We start from the raw sequence: 25,859 nt of genomic DNA on the forward strand, positions 1-25,859 counted from the left end.
TAGAAAGGAAGCATCATGCGTCACGGAAACGGCTTACGCAAACTAAACAGAACATCATCACATCGCTTGGCGATGCTGCGCAACATGTCCAATTCACTTTTGGAGCACGAGGTCATTAAAACGACTTTGCCAAAAGCAAAAGAATTGCGCATGGTTGTTGAGCCCTTGATTACCTTAGGTAAAAAAGACAACTTAGCAAACCGTCGCTTAGCATTCAATCGCACGCGTGATCGCGATATCGTAGCCAAACTCTTTACAGAGCTGGGTCCACGTTACGCAACACGTCCAGGTGGCTATCTTCGTATTTTGAAGTTTGGCTTCCGTCATGGCGACAATGCGCCAATGGCCTTGGTTGAGTTAGTAGATCGCCCAGAAGTTGAAGAAACAGCAGTAACTGAAGAGGCTTAAGTCTCGGTGTTACGGTAAAAAGCCAGGCTTCGGTCTGGCTTTTTTCATTTATCAGGTTATAAATACAGAATGTCTGAAAACTCCCTAGCCAATTCCAGCAAGCTTTTGGTGGTGCTAACGAGCCTTCCTAATTTAGAGGTTGCCACAGCCTTGGCAAGAGCCTTGGTGGAGAGAAATTTCGCCGCTTGTGTGCAGCTTACGGAGGGTATTCAATCAATTTATCGCTGGAAGGGTAAAGTTTGCGAGGAGCATGAAGTATTGCTTTCTGCGAAAACTATCGCAAGTAAATGGCTGGAAATTTCCAGCTTTATTCAAGAACAGCATCCTTATGACCTGCCGGAAATATTGGCCTTTTCCCCTGAGCAATATGAAAAGCAATTCGGCAAGTGGGTCGAGTCTGAGGTAAATTCGAAGTCATGAGAATGCATTCCTTTGTAGCAAAGATCTTTGCCCTATTTTTATTCCTGTCCGCGCAAGTTTTTGCTGCGCCGGATTTCTTGCCCCCAGAGAAAGCGTTCCGAGTGGAGGCTACTTGGTTAGAAAATTCCAATCAAGTGGAGCTGGAATTTTTGCCTGCTAAAGGCTATTACATCTATCAAGAATCTTTAAAGTTCCAAGCGGGCACGCAGGCTGAGAAGCTAATTAATATAAGGCCTTCATTGCCATCAGGTGTGGTGAAGTTTGATGAAACTTTTCAGAAAAAACTGCAAGTTTATAAAGAACCCTTCCTAGTACTTTTAGATGTAAAGCCTGCCGATGGCAAGCCGATCCATGCAGCTGTAACACTGCAAGGTTGCGCCGAGGCAGGCATTTGCTATCCACCTATGACCCTGAAATTTTTACTCGCCGGTCCTGGGGTTAAAGTAGCTCCGATTCCAGATGCTTTAGATGGCATGCCTTTATCTAGCTCCCAGGTTGGCGGCGAATTCGGCTTGGCCGATTTATGGCGTGAGCGTGATGACGTCAATGCTATTGGTCGCTTTTTAGAAAGCACTTCAACTGCTTATTTATTTCTAGCTTTCTTTGTATTGGGGCTTGCGCTCGCTTTTACACCCTGCGTCCTTCCCATGTTGCCTATTTTGTCGAGCGTTATCTTTGGCACTCAAGACGGTAAGGCTGTAACCAAGGGGCGTGCCAGCATCTTAGCGCTAGCCTATGTCTTGGGCATGGCATTGGTATACGCCTTGGCAGGTGTGCTTATGGCGGCCCTTGGTGGGAGCGTACAGCGTGCATTGCAGAGCCCCATTGCATTAGCTGCTTTTGCCCTACTACTTTTGGCCCTTTCAGGCAGTTTGTTTGGTTTGTATGACCTACGGTTGCCGCAATCATGGCATCACCATGTAGATCGGTTGGCAGGGCGCCAAAAGGGCGGCAATGTATTTGGTGCTTTTGCTTTGGGGGGTATTTCTACTTTAGTAGCCAGCCCCTGTATTACAGCGCCCCTGGCAGGCGTTTTAGCCTTTATTGCGCAAACCGGCTCTATGAGTCTAGGCGCAGGACTCCTTTTTGTAATGGCCCTAGGAATGGGGCTACCACTATTCTTTATTGCGATTGAGGCCCGCATTCTGATTCCATCCACGGGTATTTGGATGGTTTATTTACAGCGTACCTTGGGAGTTCTTCTGGTCGCCACGGCAGCATGGATTGCCTCGCCATTGCTCCAGAAAAATGATGTTGCAGGAGCTACAAAATTAGTGAACGGCCAGAGCATTCATGAGGTTGGTGATTTATCTTTTGTAGTGATTCATTCGCCTGCAGAGTTAGATACGCAACTAAGCAAAGCCAAGGAAGAAAAGAAAGTGGTCCTCCTAGATTTTTATGCGGACTGGTGTATTAGCTGTAAGGAGATGGAAGTAAATACCTTTACAAATCCAGAGGTAAGTAAAGAGCTAAAACAGTTTGTCTTAGTACAAGCTGACGTTACTGCAAATAGCCCTGAGAACCAGGTATTACTTAAGCGCTTCGGTTTATTTGGTCCCCCAGGAATTCTGATCTTCAATCAAAATTCAGGAGAGCTAAAAGACCAACGTGTGATTGGCTACATGCCACCCCAGCGTTTTATAGAACGATTAAAACAAGCAGCAAGCACTCAATAAAAAATCAAATTTGTTTTTTATTTGCCTGCTGCGTTTTTTTTAAGTCGGCGTGCTGCTTCGAGTGCAAAGTAAGTCAAAACACCATCAGCACCTGCGCGTTTAAAGGCGAGCAGCGATTCCATCATCACAGCATCGTGATCTAGCCAGCCATTTTGTGCGGCAGCTTTGAGCATGGCATATTCACCGCTTACTTGATAGGCATAAGTCGGGTAGTCAAACTCTTCACGGACGCGACGCACAATATCCAAATAAGGCATACCGGGCTTCACCATGACCATATCTGCACCTTCGCTGATATCAAGAGCAACCTCCCGCAAAGCCTCGTCGCTATTGGCGCAATCCATTTGATATGTTTTTTTATCGGCCTTACCTAGGTTTTTTGCAGAACCAACTGCATCTCTAAAGGGGCCATAAAAGGCAGAGGCATATTTAGCTGAGTAAGCCATGATTCGGGTGTGAATTAAATTCTTTTGCTCGAGCGCTTCACGAATTTTTCCGATGCGCCCATCCATCATGTCTGATGGTGCAACAATATCAACACCAGCTTCTGCTTGTGTGAGCGCTTGCTGAACCAAGATGGCAGTCGTTTCATCATTCAGAATACGACCTTGCTCATCGAGTACGCCATCTTGACCATGGCTTGTATATGGATCAAGCGCTACATCAGTCATGATGCCTAAATTGGGGAAACGTTTTTTGAGTTCGCGAACAGCCGTAGGGATGAGTCCTTTTGAATTAAAGGCTTCCTCACCATCAGGTGTTTTTAATCCGCTATCGATTACTGGAAAAAGCGCAAGAACTGGAATGCCTAAATCCACACATTCTTGTGCAATTGGCATGAGCAGGTCTAATGAAAAGCGGTTAACACCAGGCATAGAGGCAACTGCTTCGGATTTGCCTTGACCTTCAAGTAGAAAGACGGGGTAGATTAAATCATTTGCCGAAACATTGTGCTCTTGCATGAGGCGACGTGACCAATCATCACGACGCATGCGGCGAGGACGGTGTTCTGGAAAACTAAGCAATGAGTTAGCTGGTGATTTCATCTTCATGAGTTTCTGCTTCAAATAGCCATTTAATAATTAAATTATCTGCCTCTTCTAGGCCAATACGTTTGGTGCTTGAAAATAATTGTGCCGTAAGTTGCTTAGAGTCACCCGTTCCATCCGGTAGGGCTGGGTCATATTGTTGTAATTGCTGGCGTACCGCCTCCAGCACATGCTTGCACTCACTTTTGTTTAGTTTGTCGCATTTGCTGAGTAAAACGTGAATAGGTTTGCCAGTGGGTACAAACCACTGAATCATTTGCTCGTCTAGCTCGGTGATACCGCGCCTTGAGTCCACGATCAGGATCATGCCTACCAACTGCTCTCGCTCCTGTAAATAGTCGCTTAGGAGGGCATTCCAGTGGTATTTGGTCTCGTGATTGACTGCTGCATAGCCATAGCCTGGCAAGTCAACCAAATAAGCTAGCAGGTCATCTTTTGCAAAAACACCGAAATAGTTAATATGTTGGGTGCGTCCAGGCGTTTTACTGGCAAAAGCTAGCCTTTTTTGGTTGCAAAGGATGTTAAGGGCGCTAGATTTGCCTGCATTTGAGCGGCCAGCAAAGGCCACCTCTCGCAGCGGGGTGGCAGGTAGACAATGGGTATCATTGACTGTAGTGGCGAATCGGGCTTGAAAGAGTTTAGACATGTCCAGAAGCTATTGTAAAATCACGCAAAATCATGAAATATCTCATGGTGTTGGGTAAAAAGTTGTAAATGCAGGGCCCAAACACTTTTAGGAATTTTTGCCAAGGTAAACATAATGCGTCAAACCTCTCAAATCTCCAAATTAACTGGCTTACGGGCTGGTTTTGCGGTTCTCTCCATTTTCGCTCTGATCGGCGTATCTGGTGCAGTTTTTGCTGCCGATGCTGCTCCTATGGCAGCCGCTCCAGAAGCTAAAGCAGAAGTTCCAGGTAAACCTAAGGTTGATCCAGCCGCGGGTGAAGCACTGTATTCAAATGGTGATGCAACTCGTGGCGTAACCGCCTGTATCACTTGCCATGGCCCTAAAGGTCAAAGTGCGATTGGTACATGGCCAAAGCTTTCCGCACAGCATGCTGCATACCTTACAAAGCAGTTGAAAAACTTTAAAGAAGGCACTCGCGCAAATCCAATCATGATGGGTATGGCCGCCACTTTGACTCAAGAAGACATGCAAAATATTTCAGCTTTTTTATCTAAGCAGCCTATCTCCCAGGGTGTTGCTCAAGATAAAGAAACAATCGCATTAGGCCAAAGTATTTATCGTGGTGGTATTGCAGCAAAAGGCGTTCCAGCTTGTGCTGCCTGCCACAGCCCAACAGGCGCTGGTATTCCTGCTCAGTACCCACTCCTTGGCGGTCAATGGGCTGAATACAATAATGCCCAGTTGCTAGCGTTCCGTGAAGGCGTGCGCACCAACAGTAGTCAAATGACAACGATTGCTTCAAAGCTTTCGGATAAAGAAATGAAAGCGGTAGCTGATTACATCGCAGGCTTGCATTAATTAGCTAAAGCCTTAAAACAAAACCCCGCTACTTCAGCGGGGTTTTTTATTGACTAAAACTTTTGCAAAGTGTTTAAATGTGCTCCAATTACTGATTGTTAACTTGGTAAAACTGTTTCAGAAGAAAACAAGTCAGTAGTTTTTTCGCGAGTGCGAATAACGTAAGCATTTTTTCCATCAACCATAATCTCCGCAGGTTTAGGGCGCGTGTTGTAGTTGGATGCCATTACAAAACCATAAGCGCCAGCAGACAGAATAGCTAGCAGATCGCCTTCCTCTACCGCAAGATGACGATCCCTTCCCAGCCAGTCGCCAGATTCGCAAACAGGACCAACGATGTCATAGGTCAATGCTTTTGCTGCCTTCTTTTGTACGGGCACTATTCCATGATGTGCTTCATATAGGGCAGGTCGCATCAGTTCAGTCATTGCAGCATCAACAATGCAGAAGTTCTTCTCAGCACCGGGCTTTAAATACTCTACAGTTGTTAGTAGCACGCCAGCATTGCCTACTAATGACCTGCCTGGCTCAAGCACAACGTCAAGGTGACCAAAACCACGCTCAGCCACTCGATTCAATAAGGTGTTCGTAAATTCAGTAATGTCTGGCGGGGTTTCATCACTATAAGAAATACCAAGACCACCACCAAGATCAAGATGGTGAATCACAATACCCTCTTTTTTCAGTTGCGCGACAAGATCTAACACTTTATCTAACGCATCTAAGTAAGGGGCGGTGGTCGTGATTTGAGAGCCAATGTGACAATCAATTCCAACTACATCTATTTGAGAAAGTTGTGATGCTTCACGATAGGTTTTTAAAACCTCGTGATATGCGATGCCAAATTTATTGCCCTTAAGCCCAGTGGAAATATAAGGATGGGTTTGCGCATCTACATCAGGATTAACGCGTAAAGAAATCGGGGCGCGGCAATTGAGTTCAGTGGCTACGCGATTAATCTTATGCAGTTCAGCAATCGATTCAACATTAATACATTTGACGCCAGCTTTGAGGGCTGTAGCGATTTCAGCAGCAGATTTACCTACACCTGCAAATACTAGGCTCTTTGGATCTGCGTCAATTGCTAATGCACGAGCTAACTCACCACCACTCACTAAATCAAATCCAGCACCCAGTTTTTTAAAGCAATCAATCACCGCTAAATTGCTGTTGGCTTTCATGGCGTAGTGCACACGAGCACGACGCTTACCGTTGCTATCAACGCATGCCTTGTCGTAGGCTTGGTAGGCTTCAGTCAATGCTTTTTTGCTATAGATATATAGCGGCGTACCAAATTCTTTTGCTAAGTCTGCGAGTAGAATTTCTTCGGCATACCAGTTGCCATCGCGTTCAGTAAACCCGGATAACTTAGGAAGGGGGATTGCTTTGCTTTTCATTACTTGGCCGATGAAGAATTGCTTGGGCTAGCAGGGGTTTGAGGTGGGTATAGCTTGCCTTTAGGTTCCGGCTCTGTAGGAGCTGACGGAACTGGTGGCACATTTGGCATAAATAGCGGTCCTCTTACCCCACACCCAACAAGGGATATTAGAAGGCTAAGGCAGAGGGTTCTATTAAGAATCGCTATCATGAATGTCTCTAAAACGAATGATTGAATATAGCATGCAGGACTCCGGTATGAATCCAAACGATCCAGGCGTAGAAACCATCGATGACAAGCAGTTTTACCAGCTGGGAAGCAATTTATTGCATTCCATAGAGGTGGCGTTGGAGACTGCTGATGAAGCATTAGATCTCGACTTGGATATTGAGCGCCAAGGCGGGAACGTTATTAATATTCGTTTTAAGGATAAAAGTGTCATTGTGATTAATACTCAACCACCTTTGCATGAGATTTGGGTCGCTGCCAAATCGGGTGGATATCACTATCGCTGGGCTGGCACTATGGCACAACCTTTGTGGCTTGATACCAAAACAGGAAAAGAGCTTTTAAGCGATTTGACTGAGTTTGCGAGCGCTCAGGCTGGTCAAGCAGTTAATATGAGCTTGATTTAAGCTGCGCCAGTAGCACTTAAAGTTTCAATCACTTGGGCATCAGCTACGCTTTTAATCTGGGCTTTACCAATCTTTTCTAAAACAACATAACGGATTTGACCGCCCTCGGTTTTTTTATCAACCTGCATAAGTTCCATATAACGCCCTACACCAAACTTTGGCGGCGTAGTTGGTAAATTCATAGATTGGATGATTTTGGTGAGACGCTGGAAATCTGCGTCGCTAATGTAGTTGAGTCGACGTGACAGATCCGCACCCATCACCATGCCACATCCGACTGCTTCACCATGTAGCCATTCGCCGTAGCCCATACCCGCTTCAATTGCGTGACCAAAGGTATGACCAAAATTGAGGGTTGCACGAATACCGCCCTCTCTTTCATCTGCGGAAACTACTGCAGATTTAATTTCACAGGAACGTAAGACGGCATGACCCATTGCTTCTGTGTCGCAGGCTAGCAGCGGTGAGGCATTAGATTCAATCCAATTTAAGAACTCGGCATCTGCAATAGCGCCATGCTTCACAACTTCAGCAAGCCCAGCAGATAGCTCTCTCGGGGGTAGAGTCTTTAAGGTATTGAGATCTGCAATCACAGCGGCCGGCTGATGAAAGGCGCCAATCATATTTTTACCTAGCGGATGATTGATGCCCGTTTTACCGCCAACGGAAGAGTCTACCTGTGCAAGCAAGGTAGTGGGTACTTGGATAAAGCGAATGCCGCGCATAAAGCTAGCCGCAGCAAATCCAGTCATATCGCCTATAACGCCACCACCCAGGGCAACCAACATGGTGTGGCGATCAGCGCCAAACTTTAAAAGATCATCAAAAATCAACTGAAGATTTTTCCAGTCTTTATATGACTCGCCATCAGGTAGAACAATTGTCCTAACAGGCTTCCCAAAGGTGCTCAGCGTCTTAGTTAGGCGCTCAGCATAGAGCGGGGCAACCGTAGTGTTACTAACAATGTAAATAGAGGTTGCTTTTTCACAGGCCTTAAATAAGCTTGCTTGATCAATCAGATCTTTGCCAATATAAATCGGGTAACTGCGATTGCCAAGATCAACTTCAAGTGTTTTCATCATAGTGCCAATATATTTAAGCGGAAAGTTCAAGCTGCATGATTAAGGTATTGACCAGCTGATTAACGCTAGGCTTGCCAGTCTCAATCACATGGTCAGCGATTTCACGATACAGAGGATCGCGAACGGCATATAAGTTTTCTAAAATCTTTTTGGCATCCCCATTTTTTAATAAGGGGCGACCCTCGCCACCTTTGGTGCGATGCCAAAGTTCAATTGGGTTTGCGTGAAGATAAATCACGGTGCCACCCTCACTTAATGCCTGCCGATTTTCTGGTGAGAGAACAGCGCCACCGCCGGTTGCCAAAATAATATCTTGCTCGGCAGTGATTTCACGGATGGCTTGAGCTTCTCTTTTGCGAAATCCTTCTTCGCCTTCCATTTCAAAAATGACGGGGATTTTTACGCCACAGCGCTCTTCAATCACATGGTCGGCATCTAGAAAGCTGCGCCCTAATTTTTTGGCCAAGACCTTACCAACGGTCGACTTCCCAGCGCCCATGAGGCCGATTAGAAAGATATTGTTTGTCGAGGAGTTCACCCTCCGATTTTATTAGGGTTTGTCGAGAACAGTCGGAGTTAAAAAGACAAGTAGCTCTGTTTTATCTTGTAATTTGGATTTATGGCGAAAAAAATGACCAATGAGGGGTATATCGCCTAAGAGCGGGATTTTGACTTCGTCTTCCCGTTCAGTGGTTTGGAAAATGCCACCAATGATGGCTGTCCCGCCATTTTCAACGGTGACCTCTGAACTCAGGCTTTTGGTGTCAATGGCATATCCCTGTTCTGTTTTCATGCCTACCGTGTCCTTATTAATGCCCACTAGCATTGATATCTTTCCATCTGGATGGATTTTTGGCAAAACCTCTAGGCGAAGGTTTGCCTTTCTAAATTGCAATTTACTGCCATTTTGATTCGAGGTTTGGTAGGGTAGTTCTGTACCTTGCTCAATGGTTGCCTTCACCTGGTCGCCAGTCATGATGCGTGGGTTAGAAAGAATCTTTCCCTGACCTTCAGACTCAAGCGCAGAAAGTTCTGCCTGCAGAATGCGGCTCCCATTTCTGGAGACTAAGGTTGCGGCTATAGTTGCTGGATTAAAACCACTCAAACCAGCGCCACCCAGATCCATGCTGCCAATCAATTTTTGATCTGTTTTATCTCCGATACCATTAGCTTGATATCCCAGCTTAACCCCTAGCTCACGGGCAAAGCGTTCATCAGCCTCAACTATTCGGGCTTCTATGAGGATTTGCCTGGGACTATTCATGTGGTCTCCACCAAACGGAAGGGCGGCGTCTTCACGCCGGAATTTCTGAAAGGCTTGGATTTCTGCGTGAGGCCCAATCCAGTAGATTTCTCCGTTGCGCACCAGTCGTAAACCGCGGCTCGCCAGAATAGAGTGAAGGGCTGTTTGCCAAGGGGTATTTCTAAGGTCTATCGAGATCTTCCCTTTAATGGATTCGCTTAATAAAAAATTGGTATTACCCAATTTCGCCATAGTTTCTAAAAGTTCAGTTAATTCAATATCGGTAAATTGCAGGCTAATAGGGATCAGGAAATGATTTTGTGAGGGCGCATTACCCATTGCTGTATTGCTGGATAAAAGCATCAATACAGCTAACCAAGAGGTGAGCGGTTTGAAGTATTTCTGGGGGTTATTTAGGCTGAGCTTCATTCGCTTTTTGAAGCCTTCAGAACCAGAGATTTGCCCTGGGAATGGGTCAGGGTCACAAGTCCTTTTTCGATAGAGCTTAGGTGCCATCCCCCTAAAACCTGCGCCCCCCTCTCAAAGACAAGATGGCTTTTCCCTGTATGAAAATAGGCTTGCTGGGTGTTGCCCATTTGGGATGTGCCAAGGTACTGCCAGCGGCGTAGCTCGGACTCATAGGTTGGTGCTTGCGGCCTGTTCAGAGTCCTTGTTTCAGGCTTTCTTTCCTTTAATAAGTGAATACTTACTTCTATTTCATCTATTGCTAGATATAGCTCATCTTGATCATTGTTAATTTGATCACGCATTAATAGCATCTCTTTTTTCAATTCCAAAAGCTGTTGTTGGGGTCTCTCCAAGGCATCTTGGGATTGCTTATTCAGTGAGGTGTAGGCCACAAAAAATGCAATAGCTGCTGCCAGCAAGACGCCAATCAAGGCGATTGGAAGCGCAATTCCTTGTAGTGAATTGCGGATCTGAATAGGATTTAAGGACTCCGTAAAGGGATTGCTTCTGCCTTGGTTTGGAGCTCTATGCGGTGTGCTTTGATGGGGAGGGGGCTTGCGTATTCCATGGGGGTCGGGGATGGCTGGGTCATCGCCGAGATCACTCAGAATTTCATCAAAAGATTGGCTGGAAATATGGCGTGCTGGCATACCCATATTCTTCTGTTTTGGGTACCGAAAATCCATCAGTCTAGATTGAACCCACCGTCAGAAATCAGATCTTATCTATAAGCAAAACAAGAATTTTGGAGGTTTTAGGGGAATTGTCTAAGCGCCCTATAATTTGGACATATGGCCTTACCTCCAAAAGACAAGCCGCCGCTGAATCAGCGTCCCATTCGTCCATCCGATAGACGCCCTCGGAATTCACGAGTAGAGCCTGGCTTGCCAAGGAATTCATCAGGCATTCCTTTAATAAAGGCTTTACTCATTGTTGCCGCTGTAGGCGCGATAGCCCTATCACTGGTCCTTGGCTATGCTTTTTTAATTGCCAAGCCGAATTTGCCAAAAATTTCCGCTTTAACTGATTACAACCCAAAAACACCTCTGCGGATTTACACCGCAGATAAGGTATTGATTGGTGAGTTTGGTGAAGAGCGTCGTAAAGTCATCCCGCTAAATGAAATTCCGATGGCAATGCGAAACGCCGTTATTGCTACAGAGGACGATCGTTTCTATTCCCATGGCGGGGTTGACTACGTTGGGGTTCTTAGAGCGGGGGTTGCCAATCTCCGCGGACATTTAGCTCAGGGCGCCTCGACCATCACAATGCAGGTGGCAAGAAATTTCTTCTTAAGTAACGAGAAGACATTTAGCCGCAAGATTTACGAAATTCTTTTGGCATGGGAGATTGAATCTCAACTGACTAAAGACAAGATTTTAGAAATCTATATGAACCAAATTTTCTTGGGTCAAAGAGCTTTTGGTTTCTCAAGCGCAGCGCAAATTTACTTTGGTATTGAATTGAAGGACATTAGCATTGCTCAAGCCGCAATGCTGGCTGGCCTGCCTAAGGCGCCTTCGGCTTATAACCCTGTGACCAACTACCGCCGTGCCAAGATTCGTCAAGAGTACATTCTTCAGCGCATGCGCGATCTGGGTTACATCACACCAGAGGAATACCAAAAAGCGATGATTGAAGAATTACATATTCGCGGCTTGGGTAATGAGTTTGCGGTTCGTGCTGACTTCCCCGCTGAAATGGTTCGTCAATTACTCTTCACGCAGTATGGAGAGGCAATCTATTCACAAGGGATCGACGTCTACACGACTATCTTAAAAGCCGATCAAGATGCCGCTTATAAAGCAGTCCGACGTGGAATTTTTGAATACGATTTACGGCATGCTTATCGTGGCCCAGAGGGTTTTATCGATCTTCCCGAAGACTCTGTGAAGCGCCAGCGCGCGATTGACGAGGCATTACTTGCTTATCCGCAGTTGGATGATTTGCAGTCTGGGATTGTGCTCGACGTTAAACCGAAAGAAATGCAAGTCATGATTTCGACTGGTGACACCATCACTATTAAAGGTGAGGGTATGAAATTGGCGGCTGCTTCTATTACTGATAGCACTCAGCCCAAAAAACGCTTGCGCCCTGGCGCTATAGTGCGACTTCTTTCAGATGGAGGGGTTTGGAAATTGGCCCAGCTGCCAAAAGTTGAGGCTGCCTTTGTGTCCATGAATGCAGAGACCGGCGCAATTCTATCTTTAGTGGGCGGCTTTGATTTCCGTCGTAACCAATTCAATCACGTGACGCAAGCTTTACGTCAGCCTGGTTCCTCATTTAAACCATTTATCTATGCCGCCGCCATTGAAAAAGGCTTTACCCCAAGTACGATGGTGAACGATGCACCTTTATCTATTGGTGGCATGGAGACTGGCAGTCAGGCTTGGGAGCCAAAAAACTACGATGGCAAATATGATGGCATGATGCGCCTGCGCAATGCCTTGGCAAAATCAAAGAACTTAGTGTCGGTTCGCATTATTCGCGCCATCGGCCCTTCTTATGCGCAAGAATATATTCAGCGTTTTGGCTTTGAGCCAGAAAAGCACCCCCCTTACTTAACAATGGCTTTGGGCGCGGGTTCTGTAACCCCGTTGCAGATGGCCTCTGCTTATAGTGTATTTGCCAATGGGGGCTATCGTGTGGATCCATTCTTGATTGACAAGATGGTGGACTCTAAAGGCACCGTCATGTTCGAAGCAAAGCCTACGCATGCGGGTGAAGATGCGCCTCGTGTATTAGATGCGCGCACTGCATTTGTAATGGATAGCATGCTGCAAGAAGTAACCAAGACGGGTACCGCAGCCTCAGCGCGTGGTAAGTTGGGACGAAGCGACATTGCAGGTAAAACAGGCACAACGAATGATTCGCATGATGCCTGGTTTGCTGGCTATAACCCTAAAGTAGTTGCGATTGCATGGATTGGCTTTGATAAGCCTGCGAGTTTGGGCGATCGAGAGACTGGTGGCGGACTTGCTTTGCCAATGTGGATTTCTTATATGGCGACTGCATTAAAGGATAGCCCTCAGATCTCTCGCGAAGTGCCAAGCGGCGTAACGCAAGTTGATGGCGACTGGTTTATCCCGGACTTTGCTACCAATGGCGGTGTGCGCGAACTGCAATAGTTCGTTTTCAACATGGCACGGCAAGCGCGCACAGTAATACCAGGCCAAGCAATGCATGTGATGGTCCGCGGCAATAATCGTGAAAATATTTTCTTTGCCGATGAAGATCGGCGCACTTATTTAGAGTGGCTGCGTGAAGCTGCTAGGCAGTTTGGTTGTGCCGTGCATGCGTTTGCTTTAATGCCTAACCATGTGCATTTGCTCATGACTCCCCAAAGCGAAGATTCGCTGGCGAAAACAATGCAGTCTCTTGGTCGCCGTTATGCCCAATATTTCAATCAACAGCATCGTCGCTCGGGAACCATTTGGGAGGGGCGATATCGCTCATCTTTGATTGACCCGGATTATTTTTTACGCTGCCAGCGTTATATAGAGCTCAACCCGGTCAGGGCTGGATATGAATCCAATCCCCAAAGCTCTACATGGACGAGTTTTGCAACCCACATTGGTGGCAATGCAGAGCCTTGGTTGGTAGACCATCAGCATTTTTGGAAGTTGGGTAACACCCCTTTTGAGAGGCAGATGAGCTGGTCAAACTTTGTAAAAGAGGGTGCGCCTCACTGGGAAGACCGCCAAATCACAGAATCTCTATTGCGATCCAAGCCTTGGGTCAGTGATATTTATGCCAAAAAGCTCTTTAAAGATACTCCGGAGCTTGCATTAATTCGCCATCGTGGGCGCCCTAGAAAAATTCACTCTTTAAATTCAATCACTTAGTTGATTAATGCTTTCCCTATATTTCCAATAGGGTATTGAGTATTTCGACTCTGTCCCCATATATAGAATTCATATTGGTGCGACATCAAAATAAATGGGACAGACTCATTTTATTTCTATTGCATCGGTGTGGGTATTCACCTATATTGGATCCTCCAAAAGTAATTAGGCCTTTGTCGCCCCTCGGAAATACTATGACTACAAAATTAAATACAGATCTTCGCCCTATCGCTCAAGGTTTATATGACCCTAGAAATGAGCATGACGCTTGCGGCGTAGGATTCGTTGCACATATCAAAGGTAAGAAATCTCATGAGATCGTTTCTCAGGGTTTACAGATCCTTGAGAATTTAGATCACCGGGGAGCAGTTGGTGCTGATCCGTTAATGGGCGATGGCGCCGGTATCTTGATTCAGATCCCAGATACTTTGTATCGCGAAGAAATGGCTAAGCAAGGCGTAACTTTGCCTCCATTAGGTGAGTATGGCGTTGGCATGATTTTCTTGCCGAAAGAGCATGCTTCCCGTTTGGCCTGCGAACAAGAGCTAGAGCGCACTGTGCGCTTAGAGGGACAAGTTGTTTTAGGTTGGAGAGATGTTCCGGTAGATGTGAAATTGCCGATGTCTCCAACTGTGCAAATGACAGAGCCATTTATTCGTCAAATTTTTATTGGCCGTGGCCGCGACATCATGACAACCGATGCGCTCGAGCGTAAGTTGTATGTGATTCGCAAAACAGCAAGTCATGCAATTCAAGATTTGCATTTGAAGCATGGTAAAGAATATTTCGTTGCATCAATGTCCGCTAGAACCATTGTTTATAAGGGTTTGCTGTTAGCGAATCAAGTCGGCGCTTATTACCAAGACTTGCAAGACAAGCGCACTGTATCCGCGCTTGCTTTAGTACATCAACGTTTCTCTACTAATACTTTCCCTGCATGGGAATTAGCGCATCCATATCGCATGATTGCGCACAACGGTGAGATCAACACTGTTAAAGGTAACGTCAATTGGGTTAATGCACGTGAGGGCGCTATTAGCTCCCCAGTTCTTGGCGATGATTTGCAAAAACTCTGGCCGTTGATTTATCCAGGTCAGTCAGATACTGCGTGCTTTGATAACTGCTTAGAGTTGCTGGTGATGTCTGGCTACCCTTTAGCCCAGGCCATGATGATGATGATTCCTGAAGCATGGGAGCAGCATGCATTGATGGATGACAATCGTCGTGCCTTCTACGAATATCACGCAGCAATGATGGAGCCATGGGATGGACCTGCGGCGATGGCATTTACTGATGGTCGTCAAATTGGCGCAACCTTGGACCGAAATGGTTTGCGTCCAGCACGTTATTACGTAACCGACGATGACTTGGTCATCATGGGTTCTGAAGCGGGCGTATTGCCAATTCCTGAAAGTAAGATCGTTCAAAAATGGCGTTTGCAGCCAGGCAAGATGTTCATGATCGACATGGAGCAAGGTCGCATTATTGATGACGTTGAGCTCAAGAATGCCGTTTCTAAAGCCAAGCCATATAAGAGCTGGATCGACGCAGTTCGTGTGAAGTTGGATGAAGTTGATGCCAGCAAAGCAGATTTGATTGACGAGAAAACGACTATTCGTCCGGCAGCTAAATTATTAGACCGTCAACAGGCATTTGGTTATACGCAAGAGGACATCAAATTCTTGATGGCACCAATGGCCATGAATGGTGAAGAGGCTATTGGTTCAATGGGTAATGACAGTCCATTGGCTGTTCTGTCTAATAAGGACAAGCCTCTCTATAACTACTTCAAGCAATTATTTGCGCAGGTGACCAATCCTCCAATCGACTCGATTCGCGAGAATATGGTGATGTCTTTAGTTTCTTTCATTGGGCCAAAGCCTAATTTATTAGATACCAATAACATCAATCCTCCAATGCGTTTAGAAGTTAGTCAGCCCATTTTGGATTTTGATGACATCACCAAGATTCGCCACATTGGTCACTACACCAATGGCAAATTCCGCTCTTACGAATTGGATATTTGCTATCCAGCTTCATGGGGTAAAGCGGGCATTGAAGCTCGCTTGGCATCCTTGTGCGCTGAGGCTGCAGATGCCGTACGTTCTGGCTACAACATTTTGATCGTGAGCGATCGTCAGGTTGATGAGAAGCATGTCGCCATTCCGGCTTTGTTGGCAACATCTGCTATCCATCAGCATTTGGTGCAAAAAGGTTTGCGTACCAGCGTCGGCTTAGTGGTTGAAACTGGCAGCGCCCGTGAGACTCATCACTTTGCGCTCTTGGCTGGCTATGGCGCAGAAGCCATTCATCCATACCTCGCCATGGAAACTTTAGCGGAAATGGCTAAAGGATTGTCTGGAGATTTATCTGCTGAAAAAGCAGTGAAGAACTTTGTAAAAGCTGTAGGTAAGGGTCTGCAAAAGGTCATGTCCAAAATGGGCATCTCTACTTACATGTCCTACACCGGTTCACAGATTTTTGAAGCGATTGGTTTAAATCACGACATCATCGATCAATACTTCAAGGGTACTCCATCAAATGTTGGTGGTATCGGCGTATTTGAAGTGGCTGAAGAAGCTTTACGTATGCACACAGCTGCATTTGGTAACGATCCAGTTTTAACTAATATGCTCGATGCTGGTGGTGAATATGCTTTCCGTATTCGTGGTGAGAATCATATGTGGACTCCAGACACGATTGCGAAGTTGCAGCACTCCACTCGTATTGGTGCTGAGAAGGGCTATCAGACTTATAAAGAGTACGCCAACATCATTAACGATCAAACCAAGCGTCAAATGACTCTGCGTGGTTTGTTTGAATTCAAGCTCGATCCAGCAAAAGCGATTCCATTGGATGAAGTGGAATCTGCAAAAGAAATCGTTAAGCGTTTTGCAACGGGCGCGATGTCTTTGGGCTCGATCTCTACAGAAGCCCATGCTACTTTGGCGATTGCTATGAACCGTATCGGTGGCAAGTCCAATACGGGTGAGGGTGGTGAAGATCCAAATCGTTATGTGAACGAGCTTAAAGGTATCCCAATCAAAAAAGGCGAGACTTTAGCCAGCATCTTGGGTAGCGATGTAGTTGAGGCTAATATTCCATTGTTGGATGGCGACTCATTGCGCTCCAAGATTAAGCAAGTTGCTTCTGGTCGTTTTGGTGTGACTACTGAGTACTTACGTTCTGCCGATCAGATTCAGATCAAGATGGCCCAAGGTGCTAAGCCTGGTGAAGGCGGTCAGTTGCCTGGTGGAAAAGTATCTGATTACATCGGTAAGTTGCGCTTCTCTGTGCCGGGTGTTGGTTTGATTTCTCCTCCTCCGCACCATGACATTTATTCGATTGAGGATATTGCTCAATTGATTCATGACTTGAAGAACGTTAATCCAAAGGCTGACGTTTCTGTGAAGTTGGTATCTGAAGTGGGCGTTGGAACTATTGCTGCTGGTGTGGCAAAAGCTAAGGCTGACCACGTTGTGATTGCTGGTCATGATGGCGGTACTGGCGCATCTCCACTGTCTTCAATTAAGCACGCCGGCTCCCCATGGGAACTCGGCTTGGCTGAAACACAGCAAACATTGGTTCTCAATGGTTTGCGCAGCCGTATTCGTGTTCAGGCTGATGGTCAGATGAAAACCGGCCGTGACGTAGTGATCGGCGCTTTGTTAGGTGCAGACGAGTTTGGTTTTGCGACAGCGCCATTGGTGGTTGAGGGTTGCATCATGATGCGTAAGTGTCATTTGAATACCTGCCCAGTTGGTGTTGCAACTCAAGATCCAGAATTGCGTAAGAAATTCTCAGGCAAACCTGAGCATGTGGTGAACTTCTTCTTCTTTATTGCTGAAGAAGCTCGCGAGATCATGGCGCAACTCGGTATTCGTAAGTTTGATGACTTAATTGGTCGTGTTGATTTGTTGGATACCCGTAAGGGCATTGAAAACTGGAAAGTGCACGGCTTGGATTTCAGCAAGATATTTGCTGAACCACAAGTAGCAAGCGAAGTTCCACGTTACCAAGTATTAACTCAAGATCACGGCCTAGCTAGTGCGCTTGATAACATCTTGATCGAGAAGAGTGAGCCTGCATTAGAGCGTGGCGAGAAGGTTTCCTTCATTGTTCCGGTGAAGAACGTGAATCGTACTGTAGGCGCAATGCTCTCTGGAGAAGTTGCCCAGCGTTATGGTCACGCAGGCTTGCCGGATGACACGATACACATTCAATTAAATGGCACGGCTGGTCAAAGCTTTGCAGCCTTCTTGTCACGGGGAATCACATTAGACTTAGTTGGCGACGGTAATGACTATGTTGGCAAAGGTTTGTCAGGTGGACGTGTGATTGTTCGTGCTCCTCATGAGTTCCGTGGCGATACCGCTAAGAACATCATCGTTGGTAATACTGTTCTCTACGGCGCAATTGCTGGTGAAGCCTTCTTTAATGGCGTAGCTGGTGAGCGTTTCGCAGTTCGTAACTCTGGTGCTACAACGGTTGTTGAGGGTACTGGCGACCATGGTTGTGAATACATGACGGGTGGAACAGTAGTTGTATTGGGCGCAACAGGGCGTAACTTTGCTGCAGGTATGAGCGGTGGTATTGCTTATGTTTACGACGAGGATGGATTGTTCGATAAGCGTTGCAATACCAGCATGGCAACACTAGAAAAAGTGCTGCCTTCTGCAGAGCAAATTGCCAAGATGCCGAAGTCTGAATGGCATGCCCCTATCGATGTGAAAGATGGCGGCGAGCGTTTGACGGACGAGCAAATTTTGAAGGGCTTGATCGAGCGTCATTTCCGTCACACTGGCTCTGAGCGCGCTAAGGCAATCTTGGCTGATTGGGAAAATACCCGCAGTCGCTTTGTGAAGGTTCTCCCAACTGAGTACAAGCGTGCTCTAGGTGAATTGTGGGAAAAAGCTCAGAACAAAACCGTTGCGGCATAAGCCACTTAATTAATAAAGACATTAAGAAAAGATACTAAGGATTCGATATGGGTAAGGTCACTGGATTTATGGAGTTTGAGCGCGTCGGTGAGACGTACGAAGCGCCGGTTAAACGCCTCCATCATTACAAAGAGTTTGTGGCAGCACTAACTGATGAAGAAGCGAAGATTCAAGGCGCACGTTGTATGGATTGTGGTATCCCGTTTTGTAATAACGGCTGCCCAGTTAACAACATCATTCCCGACTTCAATGACTTGGTATTTCAGAATGATTGGAAGAATGCATTAGATGTTTTGCAATCAACCAATAACTTCCCAGAATTTACTGGTCGCATTTGCCCAGCTCCTTGCGAAGCTGCTTGTACCTTAGGGATCAATAGCACTGCAGTCGGTATCAAGTCTATTGAGCATGCCATTATTGATAAAGGTTGGGAAAGTGGTTGGGTTAAGCCGCAACCTTCCAAAACGAAGACTGGTAAAAAAATCGCAGTAGTTGGTGGTGGCCCAGCGGGTATGGCGGCTGCACAGCAATTGGCTCGCGTTGGTCATGACGTCACTGTATTTGAAAAGAATGATCGTGTTGGCGGCTTACTGCGTTACGGTATTCCTGATTTCAAGATGGAAAAGTGGTTGATTGATCGTCGTGTTGAGCAGATGCAAGCTGAAGGCGTTAAATTTGAGACGGGTGTTTTCGTTGGTAAAGAGGCGATTGGCGCCGAAGTAAAAAATTACTCCAATAAGACAGTTTCTCCTGAGCAATTGATGAAAGACTTTGATGCGGTAGTGATCACCGGTGGTGCAGAGCAGCCACGTGATTTGCCGGTTCCAGGTCGTGAGTTGGCTGGCGTGCACTATGCGTTGGAATTTCTGATTCCGCAAAACAAAGAAAATGCTGGTGATTTCAAAAATGAAATTCGTGCAACTGATAAGCATGTAGTTGTTATTGGCGGTGGTGATACGGGTTCAGATTGCGTTGGAACATCAAATCGTCACGGCGCAACCAAGATTACTCAGTTTGAATTGCTCCCACAACCTCCAGAAGTTGAGAACACCCCTTTAGTTTGGCCATATTGGCCAACAAAATTACGCACATCCTCTTCGCATGAAGAGGGTTGTGATCGTGACTGGTCTGTTGGAACCAAGCGTTTTGAGGGCAAAAACGGCAAAGTTGAGAAGCTGATTGGTGTTCGTCTGGAGTGGAAAGACGGCAAGATGGCAGAAGTAGCAAACTCAGAATTCGAAATTAAGGCAGATTTAGTACTCTTGGCTATGGGTTTTGTATCTCCAGTTCAGCAGGTATTGAATGCGTTTGGCGTTGAGAAAGATGCCCGCGGCAATGCAAAAGCAACTGTAGATGGTCAAAATGCCTACCAAACGAACGTTCCTAAGGTATTTGCTGCTGGCGATATGCGTCGTGGACAGTCTTTGGTGGTTTGGGCAATTCGTGAGGGTCGTCAATGCGCCCAAGCAGTAGACCAGTATTTAATGGGGTCATCTGTTTTGCCCCGATAATATCGGGGATATGAACAGTGACCAGCCAAATTCTTTGGATGTAAGCAAGCAAGCTGCAGGTGAAGTTGTCGTCTCTATTAAAGACGTCAACTTTTCCTATGCTCCAGGTGAACGTCAGATTTTGTCTGGACTCAATATGGAGTTTAGACGCGGCCAGGTAGTCGCTGTAATGGGTGGCTCCGGCTGTGGCAAGACCACTATCCTTCGTTTGATCGGCGGGCAATTTAATGCTCAATCAGGTCAAGTTCTATTTGAAGGTCAAGACATTGGCAAGATGAATGGTGCTGAGTTGATGGCTGCCCGTCGTCGCATGGGAATGCTTTTTCAGTTCGGAGCATTGTTCACCGACCTGAGTGTTTTTGAAAACGTAGCCTTTCCTCTTCGCGAACATACGGATCTCAGTGAAGAGCTATTGCACTCCTTAGTGCTCATGAAATTGAACGCAGTTGGTTTGCGCGGCGCAAGAGACTTAATGCCTTCGCAAATTTCTGGTGGCATGGCAAGGCGTGTTGCCCTCGCTAGAGCCATTGCTTTAGATCCACCCCTCATCATGTACGACGAGCCATTTGCTGGCCTGGATCCCATCTCTCTTGGCATTACAGCACGCTTAATTCGTGATCTGAATAATGCCTTGGGAGCCACGAGTTTATTGGTTACGCACGATGTTGAAGAGACTTTTGCCATTGCTGATTACGTATATTTCATTGCGAATGGCCGCATTGGCGCAGAAGGAACTCCTGAAGAATTGAGTCGCTCAGCAGATCCTTTTGTTAGACAATTTTTAGATGCAGCACCAGATGGCCCTGTACCTTTTCATTACCCAGGAAAAAGCTTAGAAGAAGATTTTGGAGTGAGTACCTCATGACCACGCTTCTGAGTCTGTTTGGCGACCTTGGATTTTTTGTACGTCGCAATCTAAGTAGTCTAGGTTTGGCTGCTCGCATGTTTGCAGCAGTGATGGCACGCTCAGGATTCTTGCTCAAAAGACCACGTTTGGTGATTGATCAAATTTTGTTTGTTGGCAATCATTCTTTTGTGATCATTGCAGTCTCAGGATTATTCGTTGGATTCGTCTTGGGTTTACAGGGTTACTACACCTTAAATCGTTATGGCTCAGAGCAAGCACTTGGCCTATTGGTTGCCCTCTCTTTAACTCGTGAGTTGGGTCCTGTCATTACCGCTTTATTGTTTGCCGGTAGAGCCGGCACTTCTTTAACTGCGGAGATTGGCCTCATGAAGGCTGGCGAACAGTTGACTGCTATGGAAATGATGGCAGTGGACCCCTTAGGGCGCGTGATTGCGCCGCGACTTTGGGCCGGCATTATTTCTATGCCAATCTTGGCAACGATTTTTACAGCGGTCGGCGTTCTTGGGGGCTACCTAGTTGGCGTGCCTTTGATTGGGGTCGATTCAGGCGCCTTCTGGTCACAGATGCAAGGCGGAGTTGATCTGTTTTCGGATATTGGCAATGGCTTAATTAAAAGCATGGTGTTTGGTGTAGCTGTCACCTTTATTGCCCTGTATCAGGGCTATGAATCCAAGCCTACACCTGAAGGCGTTTCGCAAGCCACTACTCGTACGGTGGTGATCTCTTCTTTATCGGTTTTAGCATTGGATTTCTTGCTAACCGCGATGATGTTCTCAAATTAGAAAGAATAAACTAGGGCTCTTATGAGAAAAAGTGCAATTGATGTCTGGGTAGGAATCTTTGTTGCTATTGGTTTGCTGGCTGCTCTATTTCTCGCACTGAAGGTTGGCAATATGAATGCAGTGTCGTTTGCGCCAACATACAAAATTTCTGCACGCTTTGACAATATCGGCGGCCTCAAACCTCGCGCACCAGTGAAAAGTGCAGGCGTGGTGGTTGGCAGAATTGCTAATATTTCCTTCGATGACAAAACTTATCAAGCAACGGTGGTGATGACCATTGAAGACTCCTATAAGTTTCCAAAGGATTCATCCGCTAAGATTTTGACATCCGGCTTATTGGGTGAGCAATACATTGGTCTTGAGGCGGGCGGATCAGATGATATGTTGACCAATGGCGAAAAGATTGCGCAGACACAATCAGCCATTGTTTTAGAAAACTTGATCAGCCAGTTCCTTTACAATAAAGCAGCAGATAGCGGCCAAGAAAAGGGCGCAGCAAAGTGATGTTGCTTTTTATGCGCAAAGTCAAGATGGCAATCTTGCTTGGTTTGATGGCCTCTTTGGTTGGCTGCGCATCCATTCCTGCTGGCGTAGAGCGCTCTCCCCAGGATCCTTGGGAGCCATTCAATCGCTCAGTTTTTGAATTTAACGAAGGCTTAGATGCTTATGTCCTTAAGCCGGTAGTTACAGGCTATCGTTTTGTATTGCCTGAATTTGTGCGCGATGGAATATATAACTTCTTTAGCAACTACAACGATATTTATACTGCTCTGTATAACTTGCTGCAAGGTAAGCCGGACTATGCCTTTAATGACCTCATGCGCGTGGTGGTCAACACAACAATGGGATTGGGTGGATTCTTGGATCTAGCTACTCCTGGAGGTCTTGAGAAGCACAAAGAAGATTGGGGTCAAACCTTAGGTGTTTGGGGTGTGCCCTCAGGCCCTTATGTAGTTCTTCCGTTCTTTGGCCCAAGTAATGTGCGAGATACTTTTGGCACAGTAGCCGATTTAGAGTCGGACTATCTATTTAAGTATGTGAAGGATGTGGGTCTGCGAAATAGTATTACTGGTTTGCGTGTAGTGAACGCACGTAATACCTATTACGAGGCCGGTGATTTATTGGATGGCGCTGCAATTGATAAGTACAGCTTCTTACGAGATGCTTATATCCAAAGACGTGCCTATCAGATTAACGAGGGCAAAGATGAGGAGGAGCCTAGCATGCCTCCTTACGAGAACGGATATCAGTAAGTCTGAGCGGCTTAATCAACTCGCATTGATGTACAGATAATGAAATGGAACCTATGAAAATTCAAAAAATACTTACTCAATATTTAGCGACAAGTTTGTTTTTGGTTTCTGGTGCTCTTTTTGCACAGGCTCCTGATCAAACAACTCCGCCGGATGTCTTAATTAAAATAGTTGTCACTGAGGTGATGACAACAGTGAAGGCTGATCCCGATATTCAAAAAGGCAATATCCCCAAGATTGTGGAGTTGGTCGAGAAGAAAATTGTTCCATATACCGACATGCGTCGCACTACAGAAATGGCGATGGGTCCTAATTGGAAAAAGGCAACGACCGAGCAACAGGCTCAACTGACTTCCGAGTTTAAGAATCTGCTCATTCGCACTTACTCAGGCGCTTTGAGCCAGCTACGTGACCAAACTGTGCAATTTAAGGCTTTGCGTGCCGCGCCTGACGATAGAGAAGTAGTTGTTAAAACTGTAGTGCTTGGTCGTGGCGATCCAGTACCTTTGGATTACCGCCTTGAAAAAACAGCTAATGGTTGGAAGGTCTACGACATGAACATCATGGGCGTTTGGTTGGTTGAGGCTTATCGCAATCAGTTTTCTAATCAGATCAGTCAAAACGGCATTGAAGGCTTGGTGAAGTTTTTGCAAGACCGCAATAAGCAATTAGCCACTGCTAAACCAGCCAATTAATTGATGAGTACAAACATCATGCCCTTTCTTTTGCCTAAAAAAGTGACGCAAGAAAATGCATTGCAGTTACAAAAAGAAGGCTTGTTAAATAGTCCAAATTTACGCTCGATTGATTGCTCCGAATTGAAAGATTTTGATTCGACAGTGTTAACTGTTTTGTTGGCATGGCAGAAAAAGCTCTTGGCCAGTGGCCAATCTATTTCAGTTGAGCATGCGCCTGAAAAGTTAAAAGTCCTCGCTGGTGTTTACGGCGTAAATGTATTGCTAGGTTTGTAATGACGATACATCCTGCAATTTCCATCCAAAATATATCTAAGCAATACGGAGCACTTCAGGCTTTAGATGATGTTTCATTGAGCATTGAGCCAGGGGAATTCTTCGGTTTATTGGGGCCCAATGGTGCTGGCAAAACTACCTTGATTTCTATTTTGGCTGGTCTAGTGAGACCTAGCCATGGTCATGCCGCCATCATGGGCGCAGATGTTCAGAAGGGGTTTCGTGAGGCCCGCCGGATGTTAGGTGTGGTTCCTCAAGAGTTAGTCTTTGACCCCTTTTTTACTGTGCGCGAGACTTTACGTTTTCAATCTGGCTATTTTGGGATTAAAAATAACGATGCGTGGATTGATGAGATTATGGCCAATCTTGATCTCACCTCCAAAGCAGATAGCAATATGCGTTCCTTGTCTGGCGGAATGAAGCGTAGGGTGCTTGTCGCACAGGCTTTAGTTCATAGACCGCCTGTCATTATTTTAGATGAACCGACTGCTGGAGTCGATGTTGAGTTACGTCAATCCTTATGGCAATTTATTAGTCGGTTGAATCAAGACGGTCATACGATTGTTCTGACTACCCATTACTTGGAAGAGGCAGAAGCTTTGTGTCAACGCATTGCCATGCTCAAACAAGGCAAGATTGTGGCTCTAGATACCACCGCTAATTTATTAAGTCGTTATGGATCTGTCAAAAAAGATGGTGAAGGTAAAACGGACTTAGAAGAAGTCTTTGTCAACATCATGTCGGGGAGTGCGCAATGAAACATGGCCTCAATCGACCTGCCCTAGAGTACGGCAGCGGTTTTCCTACTCTATTGTTTAAAGAGGTAAAGCGCTTTTATAAAGTGGCTTTTCAGACGGTGGCTGCACCGGTGCTTACAGCTGTCCTCTACCTAATGATCTTTGGCCATGTGCTTGAGGGCAGAGAAGTCTACGGACGTTTAAGTTACACGGCCTTCTTAATTCCTGGTCTTGTGATGATGAGTGTCTTGCAAAATGCTTTTGCAAATACTTCATCTTCTTTGATTCAATCTAAGGTCACCGGCAACTTAGTGTTTGTTTTGTTGGCCCCCCTAAGCCATTTCGAGTTTTACTCTGCTTATATTTTGGCTGCAGTATTTCGGGGAATTGTTGTGGGACTGGGCGTTCTATTAATTACCATCTGGTTCGCAACACCCACTTTGGAATATCCATTATGGATTTTGACGTTTGCTTTCTTGGGGGCAGCTATTTTGGGAAGTCTTGGTTTGATAGCTGGTATCTGGGCTGATAAATATGACCAGTTAGCCGCTTTTCAGAACTTCGTCATCATGCCCGCAACGATGTTGTCAGGCGTCTTTTACTCTATTCACTCTTTACCGTCAGCGTGGCAAGTGGTGTCGCACTTCAATCCGTTCTTTTACATGATTGATGGTTTCCGTTACGGCTTTTTTGGGGTTTCAGACAACTCCCCTTGGAGCAGCTTAGTAATTGTGTTCTGCTTCTTTGTGGTGGTGTCAGTCATTGCTTTACGCCTATTACAAAAGGGCTATAAGCTTCGTTATTAATTGTTGAAAACTCGAGTTTGATTAGGAAAAGAAATGCTACCCACCCCAGAACAGATTGAAGGCTATATCAAGCAAGGGCTAGTCTGCACCCACATTCAGGTTGAAGGTGATGGCCAGCACTTTTTTGCAACCATCGTGAGCCCTCAGTTTGAAGGTAAGCGTTTGGTGCAACGCCACCAATTGGTATACGGTGCAATGGGTGATCGCATGAAGGCGGAAGTCCATGCCTTATCAATCAAAGCATTTACACCTGAAGAATTTGCACACAATTCAACAGCATAAAAATTGCCGCATTGCGCAT

At 46.0% G+C, this 25,859-nt stretch carries 25 protein-coding genes and 1 pseudogene; 18 read left to right on the top strand and 8 right to left on the bottom strand.

Features of this window, described 5'->3' with window-relative positions:
* Positions 1–15 precede the first annotated feature (15 nt).
* The 3 genes from rplQ (at position 16) to dsbD (ending at position 2,504) form a co-directional block, all read left to right on the top strand.
* Positions 16–408 (top strand): 50S ribosomal protein L17, encoded by a 393-nt coding sequence (gene rplQ / locus VC188_RS01800; RefSeq protein ID WP_072582073.1) that lies wholly within the window; start codon positions 16–18, stop codon positions 406–408.
* Positions 409–477: 69 nt separating this feature from the next.
* Positions 478–828 (top strand): divalent-cation tolerance protein CutA, encoded by a 351-nt coding sequence (gene cutA, locus VC188_RS01805; RefSeq protein WP_323482832.1) that lies wholly within the window; start codon positions 478–480, stop codon positions 826–828.
* Positions 825–2,504 (top strand): protein-disulfide reductase DsbD, encoded by a 1,680-nt coding sequence (gene dsbD / locus VC188_RS01810; RefSeq protein ID WP_323482833.1) that lies wholly within the window; start codon positions 825–827, stop codon positions 2,502–2,504. Before cutA ends, dsbD begins: the two co-directional genes overlap by 4 nt.
* A 17-nt stretch (positions 2,505–2,521) precedes the next feature.
* Here the strand turns inward: dsbD and hemB are convergent, their stop codons facing one another.
* Positions 2,522–3,556 (bottom strand): porphobilinogen synthase, encoded by a 1,035-nt coding sequence (gene hemB / locus VC188_RS01815; RefSeq protein WP_416350480.1) that lies wholly within the window; start codon positions 3,554–3,556, stop codon positions 2,522–2,524.
* Positions 3,534–4,199, bottom strand: coding sequence for a ribosome biogenesis GTP-binding protein YihA/YsxC (yihA, locus tag VC188_RS01820; RefSeq protein WP_215321284.1), 666 nt, complete (start codon positions 4,197–4,199; stop codon positions 3,534–3,536). The genes hemB and yihA overlap by 23 nt, the downstream gene beginning before the upstream one ends.
* Before the next feature lie 114 nt (positions 4,200–4,313).
* On the opposite strand from yihA, the gene VC188_RS01825 reads away from it, so the two are divergent.
* Complete coding sequence (locus VC188_RS01825; RefSeq protein ID WP_216190688.1) at positions 4,314–5,039, top strand: c-type cytochrome; 726 nt, start codon at positions 4,314–4,316, stop codon at positions 5,037–5,039.
* 98 nt (positions 5,040–5,137) lie between these two features.
* Here VC188_RS01825 and lysA read toward each other — a convergent pair whose 3' ends face one another.
* Positions 5,138–6,436 carry a diaminopimelate decarboxylase gene (gene lysA, locus VC188_RS01830; RefSeq protein WP_323482834.1) on the bottom strand — a complete coding sequence of 433 codons (1,299 nt, stop codon included), beginning with the start codon at positions 6,434–6,436 and terminating at the stop codon, positions 5,138–5,140.
* Entirely contained in the window at positions 6,436–6,627 is a 192-nt protein-coding gene (gene lptM, locus VC188_RS12040; RefSeq protein WP_223146583.1) for an LPS translocon maturation chaperone LptM, read from the bottom strand. Before lptM ends, lysA begins: the two co-directional genes overlap by 1 nt.
* A 2-nt stretch (positions 6,628–6,629) precedes the next feature.
* On the opposite strand from lptM, the gene cyaY reads away from it, so the two are divergent.
* The gene (cyaY, locus tag VC188_RS01835; protein WP_251368488.1) at positions 6,630–7,052 is read left to right on the top strand and encodes an iron donor protein CyaY; all 423 of its coding nucleotides are present in this window, start codon (positions 6,630–6,632) and stop codon (positions 7,050–7,052) included.
* Here the strand turns inward: cyaY and aroB are convergent.
* Genes aroB through VC188_RS01855 form a run of 4 tightly spaced genes read right to left on the bottom strand, consistent with a single transcriptional unit; the run spans position 7,049 to position 10,495 of the window.
* A complete protein-coding gene (gene aroB / locus VC188_RS01840; protein ID WP_251368557.1) occupies positions 7,049–8,131 on the bottom strand; it encodes a 3-dehydroquinate synthase in 1,083 nt (360 codons plus the stop codon). The two genes, cyaY and aroB, sit on opposite strands and share 4 nt — an antisense overlap.
* A 16-nt stretch (positions 8,132–8,147) precedes the next feature.
* Positions 8,148–8,672, bottom strand: coding sequence for a shikimate kinase (locus VC188_RS01845; protein ID WP_323482835.1), 525 nt, complete (start codon positions 8,670–8,672; stop codon positions 8,148–8,150).
* Between the two features lie 12 nt (positions 8,673–8,684).
* Positions 8,685–9,806: a secretin and TonB N-terminal domain-containing protein gene (locus VC188_RS01850; RefSeq protein WP_323482836.1), complete on the bottom strand. Its 1,122-nt coding sequence runs from the start codon at positions 9,804–9,806 to the stop codon at positions 8,685–8,687.
* Entirely contained in the window at positions 9,803–10,495 is a 693-nt protein-coding gene (locus VC188_RS01855) for a hypothetical protein (protein WP_323482837.1), read from the bottom strand. The genes VC188_RS01850 and VC188_RS01855 overlap by 4 nt, the downstream gene beginning before the upstream one ends.
* Before the next feature lie 141 nt (positions 10,496–10,636).
* Between VC188_RS01855 and VC188_RS01860 the strand changes: the two genes are divergently transcribed.
* The 13 genes and pseudogenes from VC188_RS01860 to VC188_RS01920 all read left to right on the top strand — a co-directional run bounded on the left by VC188_RS01860 (position 10,637) and on the right by VC188_RS01920 (position 25,840).
* Positions 10,637–12,973: a penicillin-binding protein 1A gene (locus VC188_RS01860; protein ID WP_323482838.1), complete on the top strand. Its 2,337-nt coding sequence runs from the start codon at positions 10,637–10,639 to the stop codon at positions 12,971–12,973.
* Positions 12,974–12,985: 12 nt separating this feature from the next.
* Entirely contained in the window at positions 12,986–13,690 is a 705-nt protein-coding gene (locus VC188_RS01865) for a transposase (RefSeq protein ID WP_215321291.1), read from the top strand.
* A 194-nt stretch (positions 13,691–13,884) separates the two neighbouring features.
* Positions 13,885–18,630 carry a glutamate synthase-related protein gene (locus VC188_RS01870; protein ID WP_215321292.1) on the top strand — a complete coding sequence of 1,582 codons (4,746 nt, stop codon included), beginning with the start codon at positions 13,885–13,887 and terminating at the stop codon, positions 18,628–18,630.
* Positions 18,631–18,677: 47 nt separating this feature from the next.
* Positions 18,678–20,141 (top strand): glutamate synthase subunit beta, encoded by a 1,464-nt coding sequence (locus tag VC188_RS01875; RefSeq protein ID WP_323482839.1) that lies wholly within the window; start codon positions 18,678–18,680, stop codon positions 20,139–20,141.
* 10 nt (positions 20,142–20,151) lie between these two features.
* Positions 20,152–21,006, top strand: a complete 855-nt coding sequence (locus VC188_RS01880) for an ABC transporter ATP-binding protein (RefSeq protein WP_323482840.1) — start codon at positions 20,152–20,154, stop codon at positions 21,004–21,006.
* Complete coding sequence (gene mlaE, locus VC188_RS01885) at positions 21,003–21,791, top strand: lipid asymmetry maintenance ABC transporter permease subunit MlaE (protein WP_323482841.1); 789 nt, start codon at positions 21,003–21,005, stop codon at positions 21,789–21,791. Before VC188_RS01880 ends, mlaE begins: the two co-directional genes overlap by 4 nt.
* 21 nt (positions 21,792–21,812) lie before the next feature.
* On the top strand, positions 21,813–22,295 hold the full coding sequence (gene mlaD / locus VC188_RS01890) for an outer membrane lipid asymmetry maintenance protein MlaD (RefSeq protein ID WP_215321296.1): 483 nt from the start codon (positions 21,813–21,815) through the stop codon (positions 22,293–22,295).
* Positions 22,295–23,044, top strand: a complete 750-nt coding sequence (locus tag VC188_RS01895; RefSeq protein WP_216154474.1) for a VacJ family lipoprotein — start codon at positions 22,295–22,297, stop codon at positions 23,042–23,044. Before mlaD ends, VC188_RS01895 begins: the two co-directional genes overlap by 1 nt.
* Before the next feature lie 53 nt (positions 23,045–23,097).
* A complete protein-coding gene (locus VC188_RS01900) occupies positions 23,098–23,739 on the top strand; it encodes an MlaC/ttg2D family ABC transporter substrate-binding protein (RefSeq protein ID WP_215321297.1) in 642 nt (213 codons plus the stop codon).
* A 3-nt stretch (positions 23,740–23,742) separates the two neighbouring features.
* The gene (locus VC188_RS01905; RefSeq protein ID WP_251368490.1) at positions 23,743–24,015 is read left to right on the top strand and encodes an STAS domain-containing protein; all 273 of its coding nucleotides are present in this window, start codon (positions 23,743–23,745) and stop codon (positions 24,013–24,015) included.
* Positions 24,015–24,704 (top strand): annotated as a pseudogene (locus VC188_RS01910) (ABC transporter ATP-binding protein); the annotation flags it as partial. The gene VC188_RS01905 and the pseudogene VC188_RS01910, both read left to right, overlap by 1 nt.
* 65 nt (positions 24,705–24,769) lie before the next feature.
* Positions 24,770–25,558: an ABC transporter permease gene (locus VC188_RS01915; protein ID WP_323482842.1), complete on the top strand. Its 789-nt coding sequence runs from the start codon at positions 24,770–24,772 to the stop codon at positions 25,556–25,558.
* Positions 25,559–25,591: 33 nt separating this feature from the next.
* Positions 25,592–25,840, top strand: coding sequence for a BolA family protein (locus VC188_RS01920; protein WP_323482843.1), 249 nt, complete (start codon positions 25,592–25,594; stop codon positions 25,838–25,840).
* Positions 25,841–25,859: the final 19 nt, after the last annotated feature.

Source organism: Polynucleobacter sp. MG-28-Ekke-A2, assembly GCF_035012985.1.
Classification (GTDB): Bacteria; Pseudomonadota; Gammaproteobacteria; order Burkholderiales; family Burkholderiaceae; genus Polynucleobacter.

Bases quoted from the DNA above. Each gene is read 5' to 3' on its own strand.
- VC188_RS01870 (WP_215321292.1), top strand. From the start codon at position 13,885: ATGACTACAAAATTAAATACAGATCTTCGCCCTATCGCTCAAGGTTTA.
- VC188_RS01850 (WP_323482836.1), bottom strand. From the start codon at position 9,806: ATGAAGCTCAGCCTAAATAACCCCCAGAAATACTTCAAACCGCTCACC.
- VC188_RS01905 (WP_251368490.1), top strand. From the start codon at position 23,743: ATGAGTACAAACATCATGCCCTTTCTTTTGCCTAAAAAAGTGACGCAA.
- mlaE (WP_323482841.1), top strand. From the start codon at position 21,003: ATGACCACGCTTCTGAGTCTGTTTGGCGACCTTGGATTTTTTGTACGT.
- VC188_RS01895 (WP_216154474.1), top strand. From the start codon at position 22,295: ATGTTGCTTTTTATGCGCAAAGTCAAGATGGCAATCTTGCTTGGTTTG.
- VC188_RS01915 (WP_323482842.1), top strand. From the start codon at position 24,770: ATGAAACATGGCCTCAATCGACCTGCCCTAGAGTACGGCAGCGGTTTT.
- rplQ (WP_072582073.1), top strand. From the start codon at position 16: ATGCGTCACGGAAACGGCTTACGCAAACTAAACAGAACATCATCACAT.
- hemB (WP_416350480.1), bottom strand. From the start codon at position 3,556: ATGAAGATGAAATCACCAGCTAACTCATTGCTTAGTTTTCCAGAACAC.
- VC188_RS01920 (WP_323482843.1), top strand. From the start codon at position 25,592: ATGCTACCCACCCCAGAACAGATTGAAGGCTATATCAAGCAAGGGCTA.
- VC188_RS01865 (WP_215321291.1), top strand. From the start codon at position 12,986: ATGGCACGGCAAGCGCGCACAGTAATACCAGGCCAAGCAATGCATGTG.
- VC188_RS01825 (WP_216190688.1), top strand. From the start codon at position 4,314: ATGCGTCAAACCTCTCAAATCTCCAAATTAACTGGCTTACGGGCTGGT.
- lptM (WP_223146583.1), bottom strand. From the start codon at position 6,627: ATGATAGCGATTCTTAATAGAACCCTCTGCCTTAGCCTTCTAATATCC.
- VC188_RS01880 (WP_323482840.1), top strand. From the start codon at position 20,152: ATGAACAGTGACCAGCCAAATTCTTTGGATGTAAGCAAGCAAGCTGCA.
- dsbD (WP_323482833.1), top strand. From the start codon at position 825: ATGAGAATGCATTCCTTTGTAGCAAAGATCTTTGCCCTATTTTTATTC.
- lysA (WP_323482834.1), bottom strand. From the start codon at position 6,436: ATGAAAAGCAAAGCAATCCCCCTTCCTAAGTTATCCGGGTTTACTGAA.
- mlaD (WP_215321296.1), top strand. From the start codon at position 21,813: ATGAGAAAAAGTGCAATTGATGTCTGGGTAGGAATCTTTGTTGCTATT.
- VC188_RS01855 (WP_323482837.1), bottom strand. From the start codon at position 10,495: ATGCCAGCACGCCATATTTCCAGCCAATCTTTTGATGAAATTCTGAGT.
- VC188_RS01860 (WP_323482838.1), top strand. From the start codon at position 10,637: ATGGCCTTACCTCCAAAAGACAAGCCGCCGCTGAATCAGCGTCCCATT.
- yihA (WP_215321284.1), bottom strand. From the start codon at position 4,199: ATGTCTAAACTCTTTCAAGCCCGATTCGCCACTACAGTCAATGATACC.
- VC188_RS01875 (WP_323482839.1), top strand. From the start codon at position 18,678: ATGGGTAAGGTCACTGGATTTATGGAGTTTGAGCGCGTCGGTGAGACG.
- aroB (WP_251368557.1), bottom strand. From the start codon at position 8,131: ATGAAAACACTTGAAGTTGATCTTGGCAATCGCAGTTACCCGATTTAT.
- cyaY (WP_251368488.1), top strand. From the start codon at position 6,630: ATGTCTCTAAAACGAATGATTGAATATAGCATGCAGGACTCCGGTATG.
- cutA (WP_323482832.1), top strand. From the start codon at position 478: ATGTCTGAAAACTCCCTAGCCAATTCCAGCAAGCTTTTGGTGGTGCTA.
- VC188_RS01900 (WP_215321297.1), top strand. From the start codon at position 23,098: ATGAAAATTCAAAAAATACTTACTCAATATTTAGCGACAAGTTTGTTT.